Annotated in this window: 16 protein-coding genes and 1 pseudogene; 10 read left to right on the top strand and 7 right to left on the bottom strand. The window is 67.3% G+C overall.

The features are described from left to right. Positions 1-707: 707 nt before the first annotated feature. The gene (recA, locus tag ACFUPX_RS09220) at positions 708-1,784 is read left to right on the top strand and encodes a recombinase RecA (protein ID WP_383318507.1); all 1,077 of its coding nucleotides are present in this window, start codon (positions 708-710) and stop codon (positions 1,782-1,784) included. 160 nt (positions 1,785-1,944) lie between these two features. Then, positions 1,945-2,118 (top strand): hypothetical protein, encoded by a 174-nt coding sequence (locus ACFUPX_RS09215; RefSeq protein ID WP_383318504.1) that lies wholly within the window; start codon positions 1,945-1,947, stop codon positions 2,116-2,118. A 294-nt stretch (positions 2,119-2,412) separates the two neighbouring features. On the opposite strand, the gene ACFUPX_RS09210 is transcribed toward ACFUPX_RS09215, so the two are convergent. After that, positions 2,413-2,976 carry a DinB family protein gene (locus ACFUPX_RS09210; protein ID WP_383318501.1) on the bottom strand — a complete coding sequence of 188 codons (564 nt, stop codon included), beginning with the start codon at positions 2,974-2,976 and terminating at the stop codon, positions 2,413-2,415. A gap of 89 nt (positions 2,977-3,065) precedes the next feature. Here ACFUPX_RS09210 and ACFUPX_RS09205 point away from each other — a divergent pair. Beyond that, positions 3,066-3,233: pseudogene (locus ACFUPX_RS09205) on the top strand (IS701 family transposase); the annotation flags it as partial. Positions 3,234-4,653: 1,420 nt separating this feature from the next. After that, entirely contained in the window at positions 4,654-5,157 is a 504-nt protein-coding gene (locus tag ACFUPX_RS09200; RefSeq protein ID WP_383318498.1) for a hypothetical protein, read from the top strand. 461 nt (positions 5,158-5,618) lie between these two features. On the opposite strand, the gene ACFUPX_RS09195 is transcribed toward ACFUPX_RS09200, so the two are convergent. Together ACFUPX_RS09195 and ACFUPX_RS09190 are read right to left on the bottom strand one after the other, a co-directional pair. Continuing rightward, positions 5,619-6,494 (bottom strand): NAD(P)H-binding protein, encoded by an 876-nt coding sequence (locus tag ACFUPX_RS09195; RefSeq protein ID WP_383318495.1) that lies wholly within the window; start codon positions 6,492-6,494, stop codon positions 5,619-5,621. Then, on the bottom strand, positions 6,491-7,213 hold the full coding sequence (locus ACFUPX_RS09190; RefSeq protein ID WP_383318492.1) for a TetR/AcrR family transcriptional regulator: 723 nt from the start codon (positions 7,211-7,213) through the stop codon (positions 6,491-6,493). The genes ACFUPX_RS09195 and ACFUPX_RS09190 overlap by 4 nt, the downstream gene beginning before the upstream one ends. A gap of 373 nt (positions 7,214-7,586) precedes the next feature. Here ACFUPX_RS09190 and ACFUPX_RS09185 point away from each other — a divergent pair, with 373 nt between their 5' ends. Both ACFUPX_RS09185 and ACFUPX_RS09180 read left to right on the top strand, forming a co-directional pair. Continuing rightward, the gene (locus ACFUPX_RS09185; protein WP_383318489.1) at positions 7,587-7,790 is read left to right on the top strand and encodes a hypothetical protein; all 204 of its coding nucleotides are present in this window, start codon (positions 7,587-7,589) and stop codon (positions 7,788-7,790) included. Beyond that, positions 7,787-7,954, top strand: a complete 168-nt coding sequence (locus ACFUPX_RS09180) for a hypothetical protein (RefSeq protein ID WP_383318486.1) — start codon at positions 7,787-7,789, stop codon at positions 7,952-7,954. Before ACFUPX_RS09185 ends, ACFUPX_RS09180 begins: the two co-directional genes overlap by 4 nt. Before the next feature lie 240 nt (positions 7,955-8,194). Here the strand turns inward: ACFUPX_RS09180 and ACFUPX_RS09175 are convergent, their stop codons facing one another. The 3 genes from ACFUPX_RS09175 to ACFUPX_RS09165 all read right to left on the bottom strand — a co-directional run bounded on the left by ACFUPX_RS09175 (position 8,195) and on the right by ACFUPX_RS09165 (position 10,732). Next, positions 8,195-8,536 (bottom strand): hypothetical protein, encoded by a 342-nt coding sequence (locus ACFUPX_RS09175; protein ID WP_383318483.1) that lies wholly within the window; start codon positions 8,534-8,536, stop codon positions 8,195-8,197. Between the two features lie 516 nt (positions 8,537-9,052). Further along, positions 9,053-9,652: a GPP34 family phosphoprotein gene (locus ACFUPX_RS09170; RefSeq protein WP_383318480.1), complete on the bottom strand. Its 600-nt coding sequence runs from the start codon at positions 9,650-9,652 to the stop codon at positions 9,053-9,055. A 600-nt stretch (positions 9,653-10,252) separates the two neighbouring features. After that, the gene (locus ACFUPX_RS09165; protein WP_383318607.1) at positions 10,253-10,732 is read right to left on the bottom strand and encodes an SMI1/KNR4 family protein; all 480 of its coding nucleotides are present in this window, start codon (positions 10,730-10,732) and stop codon (positions 10,253-10,255) included. Positions 10,733-11,104: 372 nt separating this feature from the next. Between ACFUPX_RS09165 and ACFUPX_RS09160 the strand changes: the two genes are divergently transcribed. From ACFUPX_RS09160 to ACFUPX_RS09150, 3 genes are all read left to right on the top strand, one after another. Beyond that, the gene (locus ACFUPX_RS09160) at positions 11,105-12,412 is read left to right on the top strand and encodes a serine hydrolase domain-containing protein (RefSeq protein WP_383318477.1); all 1,308 of its coding nucleotides are present in this window, start codon (positions 11,105-11,107) and stop codon (positions 12,410-12,412) included. 149 nt (positions 12,413-12,561) lie between these two features. Further along, complete coding sequence (locus ACFUPX_RS09155; protein ID WP_383318474.1) at positions 12,562-13,677, top strand: AI-2E family transporter; 1,116 nt, start codon at positions 12,562-12,564, stop codon at positions 13,675-13,677. Between the two features lie 240 nt (positions 13,678-13,917). Continuing rightward, positions 13,918-14,208 (top strand): hypothetical protein, encoded by a 291-nt coding sequence (locus tag ACFUPX_RS09150; protein WP_383318471.1) that lies wholly within the window; start codon positions 13,918-13,920, stop codon positions 14,206-14,208. On the opposite strand, the gene ACFUPX_RS09145 is transcribed toward ACFUPX_RS09150, so the two are convergent. Continuing rightward, positions 14,174-14,776 (bottom strand): TetR/AcrR family transcriptional regulator, encoded by a 603-nt coding sequence (locus ACFUPX_RS09145; protein WP_383318468.1) that lies wholly within the window; start codon positions 14,774-14,776, stop codon positions 14,174-14,176. The genes ACFUPX_RS09150 and ACFUPX_RS09145 overlap by 35 nt on opposite strands. Positions 14,777-14,848: 72 nt before the next feature. Here ACFUPX_RS09145 and ACFUPX_RS09140 point away from each other — a divergent pair, with 72 nt between their 5' ends. After that, positions 14,849-15,682, top strand: coding sequence for a class I SAM-dependent methyltransferase (locus ACFUPX_RS09140; RefSeq protein WP_383318465.1), 834 nt, complete (start codon positions 14,849-14,851; stop codon positions 15,680-15,682). Positions 15,683-15,757 lie beyond the last annotated feature (75 nt).

Here is a 15,757-nt window from a genome sequence, read left to right as displayed (position 1 = left end):
TCGGCGTCGCCCGTAGCGCAGGCCAACTTCCCGTCCGGGCGTTTGTGCAGCCAGTCGCGGCCAGCCAGTCTCCTCAGCCTCCCGCGCAGCGGCTGATGCAGCCCCTCACCCTGACTAGAACCGAAAGAGCGTAAAAGCCAGCACCGGAGGACCTCTGGGACGTTCTGCAGCTTTCGGCCGCGTCACCGAGCCTGTGCCCGAAACAGCCGAATGGCCATCCGCGCAGGTCAGCGGCGTGATTCCGCCCAGCGTCGAGGCCACAGGCCCGCTCGACCCCTGCCGCGATACCTGACACCTCATCAGAACATGCAGCACAAGCTCGAGTTGGTTGCCAAGAGATGGCAGGACAACGCGACTGCGTCTTCGCGATCGGCACGATCACCTGGGTACACCTCGTGCCCACGAGGAGGCCTGTTGCAACGACGTCTCGTACGTCGCGAAGCCGGTGAAGGGCACCCTCGGAAGCAGCAGTGACGACGTTCGACGGCGCCGCGGTTCAGCGAGGAGAAGCTGGCGGCTGCGCGGTCCGCGTCCGGGGCAGTCCGGTGCGGGACCGCTTCCGCTCCCCCTCAGTTTGGTACCTTTCATTGGACACGCAAATCGATCGGATGTTCGTTTACTGGATCTCCGAGACGTCCGTTGTCGGCAGTAGACGCTCACGTTCTTCGACGTGCGGCGCGCCACACAATCGGACCAGGTGAAAGCTCATGGCAGGAACCGACCACGAAAAGGCGCTGGACACCGCGCTCGCGCAGATCGAGCAGAAATTCGGCAAGGGCGCGGTCATGCGCCTGGGCGAGCGGCCCAATGAGCCCATCGAAGTGATCCCCACCGGGTCGACCGCGCTCGACGTCGCGCTCGGCGTCGGCGGCATCCCGCGCGGCCGTGTGGTGGAGGTGTACGGGCCGGAGGCCTCCGGCAAGACGACCCTGACCCTGCACGCCGTGGCCAACGCCCAGCGGGCAGGCGGCTCGGTGGCGTTCATCGACGCCGAGCACGCACTCGACCCCGAGTACGCCAAGAAGCTCGGCGTCGACACCGACAACCTGATCCTGTCCCAGCCGGACAACGGCGAGCAGGCGCTGGAGATCGTCGACATCCTGATCCGCTCCGGCGCCCTCGACCTGATCGTCATCGACTCCGTCGCGGCCCTGGTGCCGCGCGCCGAGATCGAGGGCGAGATGGGCGATTCCCACATGGGTCTGCAGGCCCGCCTGATGAGCCAGGCCCTCCGCAAGATCACCAGCGCGCTCAACCAGACGAAGACGACGGCGATCTTCATCAACCAGCTCCGCGAGAAGATCGGCGTGATGTTCGGCTCCCCGGAGACCACGACCGGTGGCCGCGCGCTGAAGTTCTACGCCTCGGTGCGGCTCGACATCCGCCGGATCGAGACCCTGAAGGACGGCACGGACGCGGTCGGCAACCGCACCCGCGTCAAGGTCGTCAAGAACAAGGTCGCACCGCCCTTCAAGCAGGCCGAGTTCGACATCCTCTACGGCCACGGCATCAGCCGCGAGGGCGGCCTGATCGACATGGGCGTGGACAACGGCTTCGTCCGCAAGGCCGGCGCCTGGTACACGTACGAGGGCGACCAGCTCGGCCAGGGCAAGGAGAACGCCCGCAACTTCCTCAAGGACAACCCCGACCTCGCCGACGAGATCGAGAAGAAGATCCTCGAGAAGCTCGGAATCGGGGTACCGCCCAAGGCCGCAGTCACCGAGGACACCGGCGTCGTCCCGGTCCCCGGTGCCGCCCGGGTCCCGGCGGGAAGCGCCGCCTGACAGATGCGGGCACGGCTCTGCCGGAGGGGCAGGCTTCCAGCAAGGCCACCGCGGACGGGGGGAAGAGGCCGACAAGCGGGATCGCGCCGTCGTGTTCGTCCACACGGCAGCCCCTCACACTTGCACCGACCCCAGGCCCCGCGAGCGAGGAGAGCTCCGCGTGTCCCGCAAGCCTGTAATCCCGTCGAACGTCACCCTGGACGGCATGACGACGCATTACCCCGTGGAGTACTGGCAGGCGCCGCAGAGCGTGAGCAGGGCCGGACAGCCGTCGGCACCCAGCGCGCGCTCCGCCGAGCCCGACGGAGCGCCCCGATCGCAGCGCAGGCGATGAACCTCGCCGGCCGCAGGTCCACGATTACTTGCGCGGCTACTTGCGCGGCCGAGAGGGAGGTCGCGGCGTCCAGGCGCACCAGGGCGTCAGGCACGGTGGCCACATCGAGAGGATGCAGGTAGCGCCCTGCCCGTGCCCGACATCACCGCCGACGACCACCGTCACCGTAGATAGTCGGCGCGAAGCAGCCCGACGGGCATCCACCGACTACCCCGCGTTGCTGATCGATCTCCCCTCTCCCTGCAGGCGGCCCAACCGGACGATGTGCTCTGCACGCTGAGCAATGATTGCGCTTTACGTCGCCGTCAGCCCTTGGTCCGCGACGAAGCTGTGAAGGTAAAGGTCGCGAAGGACGCCGAGTTCGGCTCCGTGGTGAGCAGCTTCGTCCAAGGCGTGGAGAGCCAACACAAGGTAGCTCTCGTGACCGTAAACGCCGGCGCGGGAGCCCATGGGTTGGAGGAGTCGGTCGTCGCCGAGGGACTCGACCTGGGACCGGAATCGTGACCAGTCATTGGCCATCGTCTGAACGCCCTCGGTCGCTGTGCCGGGCCACAGGTGCCGGTCGTCCTCGCTATGGGGGTGGTCCTCGAAGAAGCGGCCGTAACTGCGCAGGCAGTCGGCGCCGATGTGCCATATTCGCCAGGAGATCGTCGTGAACGGCGCCGGGTGGACATCGGCTGTGGGCCGCGGGTCGGCACGGAACACGCCATCCGCATCGGCCCGGACCGTCATGCACGAGGCGACGGGTTCCCAGAGGTATTCGGCGTCGGTGAGGCCTTCAAGGCGAGCGAAGGTTCTGGAACGTACGTCGTCAAAGGTTTCGAGCAGGTCGCGGGTGACGGGGCCGGACGAGGTCATTCGCTACTCCAGGTTCGCCGACAGGTGCGGCCACCGGTGATCATCGGTGTGCGGAGACAGAAGATCAGGCGGTGGCCGTGGGTCACAGCATAGATCTTGCCCGTTGGCAGGACGCGTTCAAGGTCCTGATGGGCTGTATCGCGGGGCGGTATGCCCGGGTGGAACCGCGTTGCCGTGCAGGGGAGTTCACGCTCGGGATGCTGTCCGACCTGCCGCGGAAGAACTGTTGGGTGCTGGCCGAACCTGCTGGGATACGCCCCCGACCCACACAGGCACGCGGCGAACGACCGTGACCTGCATGTGCCGCGCTCAACGAGCTGCCTGGCGCGCGGGGATCCCCGCGAAAGTCGACTTCGCCATGAAGCCCCAACTCGCGGAGTTGGTGGGCCGCGCCGTCGCGTACTGAGCCGCAGACGAGATCCATAGCACCTGGCCCTCCGCCAGATATGCCCTCGCTCGGCGCCAACGCCCGTAGGAATGACGGAACTTGAAAGCCCTGCAGCACAATCACGACCCGGTCCGCCGTAGGTTCCCTCCCGACGTCGCGTGGAGCCGGAACTGCATGACGTGGTAAGACCAGCGCCAGCAACACTGCGGATTCGGCGCACCAGAACGTATCTACGTGGCCGCCGCCGCTACTTCCAAGCGACATTCAGGCACTCTCCGGTCGACGGGTAGAGCCCATCGACAAACGCTCTCCCTTGGAAGTTCAGGCACACGTTCCGTAAAGCAGTGGACGAGTCTCTTCTGATCGGCAGACTGTAGCGATGCGGATTGAGAACGTCGTCAGGGTCCAGGCAGTCCGACTCGCCGTGACAGTCGGTGCAGTCATTGCCGCTCCAGTCTTGTTCGTGGCTGGAACTCCTTTGCGGCGCCGTATGTTGCGTCGCTACCTCCGCGAGGACGGTCCGGGCCTCGTCTGGAAAGCGGACGGTTGGGTGAGCCCGGGATACTTCATCGTCACCAATGTGGTTGTTCGAGCCCTCTGCTGGCCGTCACAGTACGCATTTCGACGGCTTCGTCCTGCCTGAGCCGATCAGTCATCGGACCGCGACCTTTCCGCAACGACGATCTGAATAGGCGTGCACCCGTGCCTACTTCAGGCCATCCGCGCTTGATACTGAGGCCTGGCCTTTCGATCTGAGGGATGCTGCAAACGTCCGAGGAACTGTCAACCGCACTTGAAACGCTGCCAGACGGATTATCGCTGACCAGAGTGGACAGATCATCACCTACGGCTAGCCCTGGCCTTGGACGATCGAACGACGGGTGGGCGGCGGGATCTCATCGCCACCCACCGCACAATTGCACAAAACGCTACGCAACTCCCGCAACTAGCTCTGGAATGGAAGAAGATGAACGGAAAACAGCTACCCGCGTATGCAATCGCGTGTGTCGCCATCTGCATATTTGCGGTAATCAAAGGGGCTTTACTGAGCGACCCCACAGACTGGTGGAGTGTGACGGCGGGTGCCATCGGTCTTGTGGGAGGGGCCTTGATGCTCTCGGCGTATCTCCGCGGACCACGGCGCTACGGAAAATAGGGAGGGGTCGTCGAGTAGCGAAGCTGGCAGGCAATCAGCTCCAGCAAGCCAGGCGAGTCCCAACTCGGCGCCTCCCGCCCGGTTCTGGAGAAGCACAGCACACCGGTGCACGCAGCCTACCCAAGGGAACGGAATGAACTCGGCTGCCAAAAGCATTACAATTGTCTCCGCCCGACTGTCGATGCCCGTTGTAGCGATCGCCATTATCTCCACCCCGCGGATCGCCGGATGGCATTTCCATACGGCCGTCTTTTCGAGCGCATCGTTCATCATCGTTCTTTACGCGGCGAACATCCTGCTGCTGCGGTCCGCTGCACGCGACATCCGGAAGCACCTGCCGCAAGGCGAGGAGGTGCGACTGTCCCTGCCAGTGCGCAAGAGGGTTGGGCAACTTCCCTACCCTCTGCTAAGCGAGGAGTTCGTCGTGACGCTGACCGACCGGCGTCTACTCCTTCAGCCACGCTCCATCTTCACAGGACGCCCGAGAGGGGACCTGTGCATAGGCGAGCGAATCAGCTTTCGCCAGGGAAGGACACTTGCCATCGAAGCAGAATCGGGTACCAGGATAAATGCCTTGGTGCCGATGACGCATCGACACGACGTCGCCCGTTGGATGCAGCAGCGGCAGCACCACTGACCTCGCCTTGGCTTGTCCGGTCACACACGCACCGATGACGGTTGGACGGACGCAGGCCGCCCGTGCATTTGCGCTCGTGGGCCGGGTGCCCTGCCCTGACGCGGGCGACGGCTGCACAGTGTCAGGGCGCAGGAGGATGCTGCGGGCGGGTCAGGCTATGGGACATGAGAGGGATGAACGCCCTCTAGACGTGGGCGTCGGCATGTGCCATGGAGCTTGCGCGTCCGTCTCGTCCCTCTCGTCCTCGCGTCGCTTCGCCCGTTGTGCACGCATTCAACAGCTCAACCACCAGCCGTTGCTTTGGTCCACCATTCAGCCCGCCGCCCGCCGCACGCAGTGGGAAGAGGGCAACACCCTAGGTTGCCGCCCTGCACCAGCGGCAACCTGGAACTGGCAGGGCTAAAACATCAACGCGGCGACGCCCTGCTCATCCCGACATACGCCCGGATCGGTCCGACCGCTCAAGCCAGGACGGCGGGCTTGAGCACTTCCTCGCACCACTGGCGGAAGCTGGTGGGGGCGGGCGAGGCCAGTGCCTGCTCGGCGTCGTAGATGCCGTCGCTCTGGGCAGCGGCCATGTCGACCAGGCTCTGGGCGAATGCCTCGCTCATCCCGTACTGCATCATCGTCGCCTTGTGGGTCTCGGCGTCGACCTGCTGGAAGCGGACCGGGCGTTGGAGGACTTCGGACAGGACCTCGGCCATGCCGTTGGGCGACAGCGAATCAGGGCTGATCACCGGGACGGTGTCCTTCCCGGACCAGGAGTCGTCGGCCAGGAGCCGGGCGGCGGCTGCGGCGATGTCGCGGGTGGCGACAGTCGCCAGCGGGCGGTCCGCGGCGTTCGGAAGGAAGAACATCCCCTGCGTCTTGATCACCTCGGCCTGCTGGAGGAAGTTCTCCATGAAGAACGGCATGGCCAGCGCCCGGTAGGCGACCCCGGTGCTCTCGATCATCTCGTCCATCGCGAACGCGTCCGACAGTTGTCCGGCGTGCTTGCCGTACGCGCGGCCCAAGCTGGTGACGCCGACGACGCGCTTGACCCCTTGGGCCTTGACGGCGTCGCAGGCCGCGCGGGTGAAGCCGAGGTAGTGCTCCCGGTTGTCGTCGGTGCCGGGGTTCGGGGGGACCAGCCACAGAACGGTGTCGGCACCCTTGAACGCGGCGTCGAGGACTTCCGGGTCGCTGTGGGTTCCCTCGACTATCTCGGAGCGCTCGCGGGCCTGGGGCGTGAGCCGGCCGGGGTCGCGGGCGATGACTCGTACGGGATAGCCACGGTCGAGGAGGGCGTCGAGGACCTGGTGGCCGATCTGGCCGGTAGGGGCAGTGATGACGATCATGAGGTGCTCCGATCGGTACCGGGGAGGGCGATGCGGTCGAGCCACTCCTCAAGGAGGGCGCGTTCGTTGTCGGTCAGTGCGGTGCTCTGGGAGAGCACCGCACGCAGGGCGACCGCGGCTGAAACGGGGCCGGGGTCCGCGGAAAGGGGGGCGTCGTTGGTGATCGCGGCGATCACCGCTTCCCGCCCGGCGGAGATCAGGGACGGATGACGCTGCTCCGAGGTGCGGGAGAGGAGTTCCAGCGCGACTCCGCGGCCGCTGGCGTGCACCAGTTGGGTCGCGAGGGCCTCGTCGACCCGTAGGCGGCCGGCTGCGGCGATCTGGTGGATGGCATCGGCCAGGATCTTTCCGGCGATCTCCGCCGCCTCGACCTGCACCCCGGGGCGCGGCTCGCCGTAGATCAGCGCGTACAGGGTCGGGTTCTCCAGGGCGAAGGAGATGTTCACCGCCCAGCCGGCACGCAAGAGGTCCACGGGGTCGCCGTCTGCGTCCAGCGCCAGCTTCTGGGGGAGGTGCGCGGCGAAGCCGTGGGCGGCCACGGCATCGAGCAGCCCCTGCTTGTCACCGAAGAGACGGTAGATCGTCGGGGCCTGCACATTGGCCGCGGCAGCCACCGCCCGGGTCGAGACGGCCTCGCGTCCCTCCTCGTTCAGGAGGGTGAGAGCGGCGGCGACGATGCGCTCACGATTGTCCGCTGCCGAGAATCGCTCCTTTGTCATACCTCGACGTTAACATTTTTTCGTTATCACCGATAACCAGGGAGGGGTTGCGATCGTCACGGTCACCGCCGACACCGTCCAGAACGGCATCGTTTGCGACGCCCGGGGACTGCGCCAGGAAACCGGGAGCGGCTGCACACTCTCACCGTCGGCGGCGAGCACCTGTACTACGTGGACATCGCCGCCTTCATGGCCGCCTGCCACCCCCACCCCCTCCCCCGCGCGCCGACTCGGCGCCCGGACGCCACCCGTAACCGCCAGGACGTCCTGGCCGCCGACGGAAGGCCCCCCTCGGCGGCTCCGCGTAAAGCTGTGCCGACCAACGCCTATACCTGACTCGCACCATAAATCGAACACATGCTCTACTGAGAACATGGCGCACACAGAACACACCACCCCCGACATCGTGCAGACCCAGCGCGACTGGACCCGCACCTACAACGCCCTCGCCGGGGCCCCTGTCGCCAGCAACACCGTCCTGCGCCGACGGCTCATCGACCTGTCGCGCCGCCTTGTCCAAGAAGTGCCGCGCGCCCAGCTGGCCGACCTGCGCCGCCGCGCCGAGGAACGGTCATGACCCGTCACTCGGGGACATCACCGAGCGACAGCAAGAGGTGGGCGCCGCCGTCGGGCTATCCAACTCCTCCTCCCCCCATGACCTATCAGCTGCACCGCCTCGAACTGGCCGGGGCCGTCGTACGAGCCACCGGCACCGGCTGGCGGGATTGCCGGCTCGGCTAGTGACCGAGATCCGGCGCATCGACGTGCTCCGCTTCCTGGAACGGGTGCAGGAACGCGACAACGCCAGCCTTAGCCAGTCCGCCATGCCGAGGCCGAGCACCGCCGTGGTGAGGGCAGCGGGGGCAAGAGCCTGGCCCGCGCTGAAGCCGAGGCCGATGGGGCCTTGGTACTTGGTACTGGCCTTGGGCATGGTTCGGGACAAGACCGAAGCCCGCCGAGGGCTCCCAGGCTTCTGCCAAGCTATGGACGAAAATCGCTGCCGAGGCCAGTCCCGCTGCCGCCCAGACCGGGGTATACGCCGCCAGCGCCATCATCGGACAGAAGAGCAGCCCGCGGTGCGAAACGCCCTGCCGGCGTCGTGCGGGTTTCGATACGGGAACCGATCCTGGTATGCATCAGTACGCAGAAGGCGGCATTGGCGGCGAACAGTGCGGCCACTGTCCAGCGCGGCGCTTCGGTCTGTTCCGAGATCCAGATCGGCAGGAGGCTGCTATCCGGTACTACCAGCACCGGATAGCAGGGCAGCAGGAGCAGAAGGACCGCGCACAGGGCGAAGCTCGCCGCATTGCCGAGGCTCAACATGACATAGGCGCCACAGGTGTCCGCGGCCAGCGCCAGCCCGGCCCCCGCCGACCACTGCGGCGATCTGGTCGACCGTCGCGATGATCGTGAGCGCGGCCCAGTTCTCGACGAAGACGAGGGCCGCCATCGGCATCGCCCGCCCAGGGCCAAGCCCCGAGGGGGCTCGGTCTGCCGGTGGCGCCGCTGTGACCTCGTCGTGTCCCGGCGACGGACCTTGATCAGTGCGCAGATGCCGGAGAGGTAGTGCTGGCGGCGACCTCGCATCACGAGGCTTTCGGTGCTGGGGGACTTCGGTCGAGGAGCCAAGCTGCTCCCGCGCGAGCGCCTCATCCGTTGTCTCGGGGCACATGAGACCCCGTGATCGGGCTGTGGGCCGGAGACACATCAGCTTTCCAGGTCTAGGTCGAGCGACCCTGACCGGAACTGGTCCACGCACGCGCTGGCGCCGCCCGACGCCCGCGCGACCGCGTCGCCGTCACCGTCGGACTCGGCCACGCCCCCGAAGGCGGGTTCGACTCACGGTCCGCGCCAGAGGTTGGCGAAGGCCGCGTTCTCGATGGTCCGCCTCTGGCGTACGGCCTCCAGCTCCATCACCGCGTCGTGGACGGCAGCCAGCACGGTCGTCACCGCCTCGTCATCGAGACCGGGCTCATCGTCGGATCGTTCGTCGTCGATGCCCACGATCGAGGCGAGGGCGGCCAGGACGGGTTCCTTCTCCTGCAAGCGGTCGGCTGCACGGCGGCGCGCGGGCGTATCGACCGGTTCCATGCGTTGCTGGCCGAAGGACAACCGGCCGCTGCGCTGCGGCTTCAGCTCATCGCTCTCCTCGAGAGCGGTCTGGTACGCGGCCGCAAGGTCTCGGCCGCGACGCCACAGCCAGTCATCGATCCGTTCATAGGGTGCCTGCCGAGTGAGCGCTGCCGCAGCCTCGCCCATGAACCGATCCTCCAGCGTCGGCTGTTCACCCGGCACGATGCGGTCACCGTCCACGGCAACCGCCCCCGCACCGATGAGATCGATCAGCTCGGCTCCCGCGAGTGCGAGGGACAGGTCGCCCTGTCCCACGGAATGCTTCAGGTCCATGGCGATGATGAACAGGTCTTTCGCCGTGGTCATGAACGGCTCCCCTCAGAGACATCGACAAAGGTGCATCCCCCACCAGCCGGGCCCGCTTCAGGGACCGGCTGGTAGGCCGACTGTCACCATCAGTATCGCCCCGCCCGCGCGGCCGAGGCCTGTTAGCCAGGCGGCGGGGGCTTCTGCCGACGACGTCAGGGCAGAGGATCTTCGCTGTTAATGATCCCCGAGCCGCTTTGTCCGCCTGTCCGTCGAGCGACTGCGAACGGTCGGTGAGAACAAGACCATCAGGCGCGTACCGGCCGCTGATAGCGAGTCCGTGCATAGTCGCTCACGGCGTAGCGGTATCGAGGCTGGCTGCAGGACCCATCCTTCTGCCACTCCACCCATCGCGTCTACCGACCACTCGGCAGGTCTGAGGGATACACGCGCAGGCTTCAGTGTCGTCTGCTTGGGCTGTTGTCGCTGGGACTGGGCGAAGAGCCATCGTGGTCCCGATTCGCTGTCGACGCCTACCTGAAGTCCTCGGCCACCGGCTCCGGAACCTCCAAGCCGTGGGCCTCCTTGCCCTGTGGCAGAAAGGCCATGGTCATCGAGTACGCCGGAGCAGCAACTGGAATTGCCCCTCGCATCTGAGAGTCAGCGGCAGAGCGCCACGATGCTGTCGGTGAAGTGAAGGAATTCCTCGGCGGCTTGCTCGATCACCATGGCGGCCGGCTGGCGCAGGCCCGGCGCGAATCGCTCCGCGACAGCTGCCATCTCCTGGTTGGGGCGCGGAGTCCAGCCCGGCTGACACGAGGTGGCTGCCTCCAGAGGCCCGAAGCCGTCGGCCAGTAGCCACAGAAAGGCGCCCAGGTCACGAGCGACGACACCGGTCTCCCCTTCGGACCCGAGGAAGACGACGGGCTGGTCGGCCAGGGGCCGGCCTGGGCGGACCAGCCAGAAAGCGGCGTATCCACCCGAGCCGTCCTGGCCGAACGGCCAAAGGTCGTCGCCTTGTGGTTCACCGTTGCCGGTCCAGGCACGAAACCAGGCGGTGGTCTCCTCGGCGGACAGGAAGGCCGTGAAGGGCTCGAAATCGACCCCGGCACCGTCGGCGTAGTCGAACGGTAGGGCCATCGCCGCAGCGAGCGCGGCCGGAAACTGTCGATCATCGGTGAGATGCACCCCACAAGCTAGCGGTGTGGTCAGACACTGCCGCCGACCGGTAGGAATTCCTCGAAGCCGCCCTGGCCAACTGCCCCGGACCGGCAGCTCTCCGGCTGAGACTGGGCAGATCGGTAGAAGCTCTAGTCGTCACCCGCCCGGCGCCGCAACAGGACGTCGACGCAATCGACGACGCGGGCCCTGTGGGTCTGCTAGAACGTCGGAATGCCATGTCAGCGCCCCCTGCTTCCCCGTTCGGCGCCGGCCGCCTCGGGGATATCGTCCCGTTCGATCGCCGCGATGCTGGACAGGCTCGAAGCGCGATCAGGCGAGAGCCACTCCCTGATGGTCGTACATCGCGGTCGCGTCGTGGCCGAGGGCTGGTGGGCGCCGTACTCGGCCGACCGTCCGCACCTTCTCTACTCGCTGACCAAGTCGTTCACGTCAACCGCCGTCGGGCTCGCGGTCGGCGACGGGCTGCTCTCGCTGGATGACCCCGTGGTGGACGTGCTGCCCGACCGTGTCCCGGCCGACGTCTCGGAGCAGGGCCGCCGCATCACCGTTCACCACCTGCTGTCCATGACGGCCGGGCATCCCACCGACAGCCTCGCCGAGGCGTGGGAGCGGGAACCCGACGACTTGGTCAAGGGCTTCCTGGGCCTGCCGTTCTCCGTAGCCGAGGGGGCGCGGCACGTCTACGACAACTCGACCACTTACATCCTGGCCCGGATGGTGGAGCGGGTTACGGGCCGCGGTCTTCCGGAGTTCCTCGACGAGCGCCTCTTCTCGCCGATGGGCATCGACCATGCGGAGTGGGACCGGGTGGCCAGTGGCGCCGCCTTCGGATTCCACGGACTGCATCTGACGACCGAGGCCGTCGCCGCCTTCGGCGAACTGCTGCGGCGCGGGGGCGTGTGGGGCGACCAACAGCTCGTCCCACGCGCATGGGTGGAGCTGGCGACCAGCAAGCACATCGACAGCGAGTGGGTCCTGGACGGATCGCACCAGACGGACTTCTCCTACGGGTACGGCTACCAGTTCTGGATGTCGCGTCACGGCTACCACGGGCACGGCTCCTATGCGCAGCAGTGTGTGGTGGTCCCGTCCCACGATCTCGTCGTCGCCGTGACCGCCCAAGGAGACTCCCAGGACGTGTTCGACGCAGTTGGGGAATGTCTGCTGCCCGGCGTGGGTAACGCGGATAGCGCCAGGGACGACGCGATTCTCTCCGGTCGGCTGCGGCGACTGTCGCTGCCGCCGGTGCCCGGTTCGGCCTGCCCGGGGCGCGCGGTCAGTGCGCAACTCGACGCCTCGGCCGAGGGGTCGGCGCTGCCCGAGGGAACGACGGTGACCGTCGATCCCACCGGCGGCGGATGGCTCGTGCGATGCGAGTCGCTCTTCGGCATCGAGGTCGGCCACGGCGACTGGCGGGAGAGTTCCCCGCTCGGTCGGCCGATCGTGGCGTCCGGCGCCTGGCAGGGCAGCACCTATGTCGCCGATCTCTGCATCATCACCACCCCGCACCGCGTTCGTCTGGTCGTCGACGCCGACGCGGGGACCGCGACGGCGACTTGGAGCACCCCTCCCCTGACCGGCCCCAGCCTGGAGCTGCACGTGCGCTCGCCACTGATGACGCGGCCTGACGTCGCGTAGGACAGCTCTACAGGACCTCTTGGGCGTGCACCGCATTCCTTTGGGGTGTGGTGGTGAGTCGGCCGGTCGGGCCGCGGCAGATCCCCGACAGGCCGCTCCCGGCCCACTGCGGTGCCAAGCGTGTCTGAAGTATCAATAGGGTGTCCCCCATGCCTGCCACGCTGAGTTCCACGAAGACCGCCGCCGCGCTCCGCAGATCTGCTCGAGTCTCCGTCGAGTTGTTGCTGGTTCTGGTGGCCGCTGCGGTGGCCCTGTGGGTGGTGGGTCGGATGTGGTCGGTCGTCTGGCCGCTCATAGTGGGCCTCTTGCTCACCACACTGACCTGGCCTGTGGCCCAATTCCTCCGCCGGCGCGGGTGGCCCGCCGCCCTGGCAGCCTCGGTGGTGACCGTGCTGTTCCTTCTGGTCGCTGCGGGCATCGTGGCGCTGATCGCGGTGCCGGTGGCGTCCGAGTCCGGCGAACTCGCCGACGGCGTGGCCGACGGCGTCGAGAAGTTGCGCGAGTGGGCCTCCGGACCGCCCCTGAACATCGATGACGCCCAGATCTCAGGCGGAGTCGACTCGGCGACCGCCGGGATCAAGGACAGCGTCGGCAGCGTCGTCACCACCCTCTTCACCGGAGTGAGCACCGTGGTGAATGGTGTGGTCACTGCGGTCCTGGCGCTCTTCCTGATGTTCTTCTTCCTCAAGGACGGCCCGCGGTTCCTTCCGTGGCTCGCCCGCCAGCTCCCCGGCCGGCTTGCCAGCGATGTCCCGATCCTGGCGGCGCGCAGCTGGGACACTCTGGGCTCGTTCGTACGTTCCCAGGCCTTCGTCGGCATGATCGACGCGGTCCTCATCGGTCTGGGCCTGTGGATCCTGGACGTGCCGCTCGTACTCCCGCTGGCGGTGCTGACCTTCATCTCCGCTTTCGTGCCGATCGTAGGTGCCCTGTTCGCGGGCTTCGTAGCAGTGCTCATCGCGTTGGTGTCCAACGGTCTGACAGACGCGCTGATCGTGCTGGCGATCATCGTCGTGGTGCAGCAACTTGAGGGCAACGTGTTCCAGCCGATGATCCAGAGTCGCGGGCTGGGTCTGCATGCGGCGGTGGTCCTGCTGGCCGTCACGCTGGGCGGGAACCTGGCCGGCGTCGTGGGCAGCCTGCTCGCGGTACCGGCAGCCGCCCTGATCGCGGTGGTCTGGGACTACCTGCGCGAGCAGCTCAGCGACCCGCCGTCGGAGCCGGCGAGCGACGACCCGCAACCGGGTGCGGCCGTCCCGTCGTAACTCTGCCTCCATGCCGAGTTCGCCCGCGGAAACACCAGTGGCACGGCCCTGTTCGAGCAACTGCGTGGACTGCGTGGACAGGGCTAGCAGGGCGGCTACTCCAGTCGCACCCGCTGCCTCCGCGCCGTTCGCGCCGTTCGCGCCGTTCGCGCCGTTCGCGCCGTTCGCGCCGGCATCTCACCCACGGCCCCGCCGAGTTACCCATGCCGCGCCGCGCGCCGGACCGCCTGCTGGATCATCATGCAGAACCGCGCGAGCCTGCCACCTCGCGACGCCGCCGGTCTGGACGAAGTGCGGCTGACCTGCCCGGACATCGCGGGGGCAGCCTGCGACTTCGCCCGCGCGTTCACCGGCCTGCTGCGCCACGGCCGCGACTTCCTTCCGTACGACTGGATCAGTCGGGCCGAGCAGACCGTGCCCGCCCCGGTGCAGAGCTTCGCCGGGTTCCTGTCTCAGGACATCGACGCCGTGCTGGCCGGGTTGACCTCAGGGGTCTTCAAGACGGTCGTCGTTGAACGGCGTCGGCGATAACCGCTGTCACGAGCTTGTTGACGGCTGCCAAGTCCGGTGGGCCGGGGTCGCGGTCCGCGAACAGGAGGTGCCCGCCTCCGACCAGCGAGAGGGTAAGTGAGTCGATGTCGGCGTCGGCCGCGATGCGGCCCAGTTCACACTCGTCGGCCAGATAAGCGGAGATCGCGGTCGCAGCCTCGGCGAGGATGGCGATGCCGCCTCCGGGCCTGGCCTGCCGCAGCCGTGCGCGCAGCTCGTCCCGGAAGGTGATGAGCGGGATGATGGCCACCGGAATCGGTCCGAACAGGGTGGCCAGTGCGCTGGTGAGGTTGTCGGCCACCGCGCCGGTGCCGGCGGTCTCGCGCAGCGCACTCGCCTGCGTCTCGAGCTGCGCGGCCCGGTCGAGCACGAGGTCGGCCAGGAAGGCGTCGAAGTCGGAGAAGTGGCGATGCAGGACCCCTTTGGCGCAGCCCGCCTCATCGGTGACGGACCGGCTGGTCAACCCGTTCGGCCCGTCCCGCAGAAGCACGCGCTCCGCAGCGTCGAACAGCTGCTGCCGCGCGTCGCGAAGATGCACCCCAGTCGGCATTCACAGATCCTCTCGTACTTCATCGCGCTGGCGATCGTTGCCTAGTGGGCATGCGCCCACTACGGTGGGCGCATGCCCACTTTACCGCGAGAGCAACCAGGATCATCCCCGGCAGAGCCGCATGAGGCCCGCCGGATGGCCGAGTCGTTCGGCGAGGACGCCCAACGCTACGACCAGGCCCGCCCCGGCTACCCCGATACGTTGGTGACACGAATCGTCACCGGTAGCCCCGGCTCTGACGTGCTCGACGTCGGCTGCGGCACCGGCATCGCAGCCCGCCAGTTCCAGGCCGCCGGCTGCACCGTGCTCGGCATTGAACCCGATGCGCGGATGGCCGACTTCGCGCGAGCCCGTGGCCTGCAGGTCGAGGTGGCCACCTTCGAAGCTTGGCAGCCGGGCGGGCGGACGTTCGACGCGGTGATCGCTGCCCAGTCGTGGCACTGGGTGGATCCGGTCGCCGGCGTCGCGAAGGCGGCACGTGTGCTGCGGCCAGGGGGACGGTTGGCGATCTTCGGGCACGTGTACGAGCCGCCGCCCGAGGTGGCCGAGCCGTTCGCCGCTGCGTATCGGCAGGCGGCGCCCGACTCCCCGCTCAACGGCCAACCGACCCGACGTCCGCTCGGCCTCTACCAGGCGGCATACGAGAAGTTCGCCGACAAGATCCGCGAGACCGAGCAGTTCAACGCTCCCGAACAGTGGCGATTCGACTGGGAGCAGTCCTACACGCGCGACCAATGGTTGGACCTGCTGCCCACCACCGGCGGCCTTACCCAACTCCGTCCCGATCAGCTGGACCAGATACTGGACGCGGTCGGGAGCGCCATCGATTCCCTTGGCGGAGGCTTCACAATGAACTACAGCACCCTCGCAGCGACCGCCGTACGCGTCGGCACCTCCGCCTCCTGAGCCCATCGCCAACGCCCGCCCCACCAATCTGCCGTTCCGTGTTCCGCCGACGCGTGGGCGACCATCTCGACCGGG

Origin of the sequence: Streptomyces sp. NPDC057302, from assembly GCF_042667685.1 — a bacterium.
Lineage (GTDB): Bacteria > Actinomycetota > Actinomycetes > Streptomycetales > Streptomycetaceae > Streptomyces.
The sequence above is the reverse complement of the archived record's forward strand: the minus strand, read 5'-3'. Positions and strand labels throughout refer to the sequence as shown.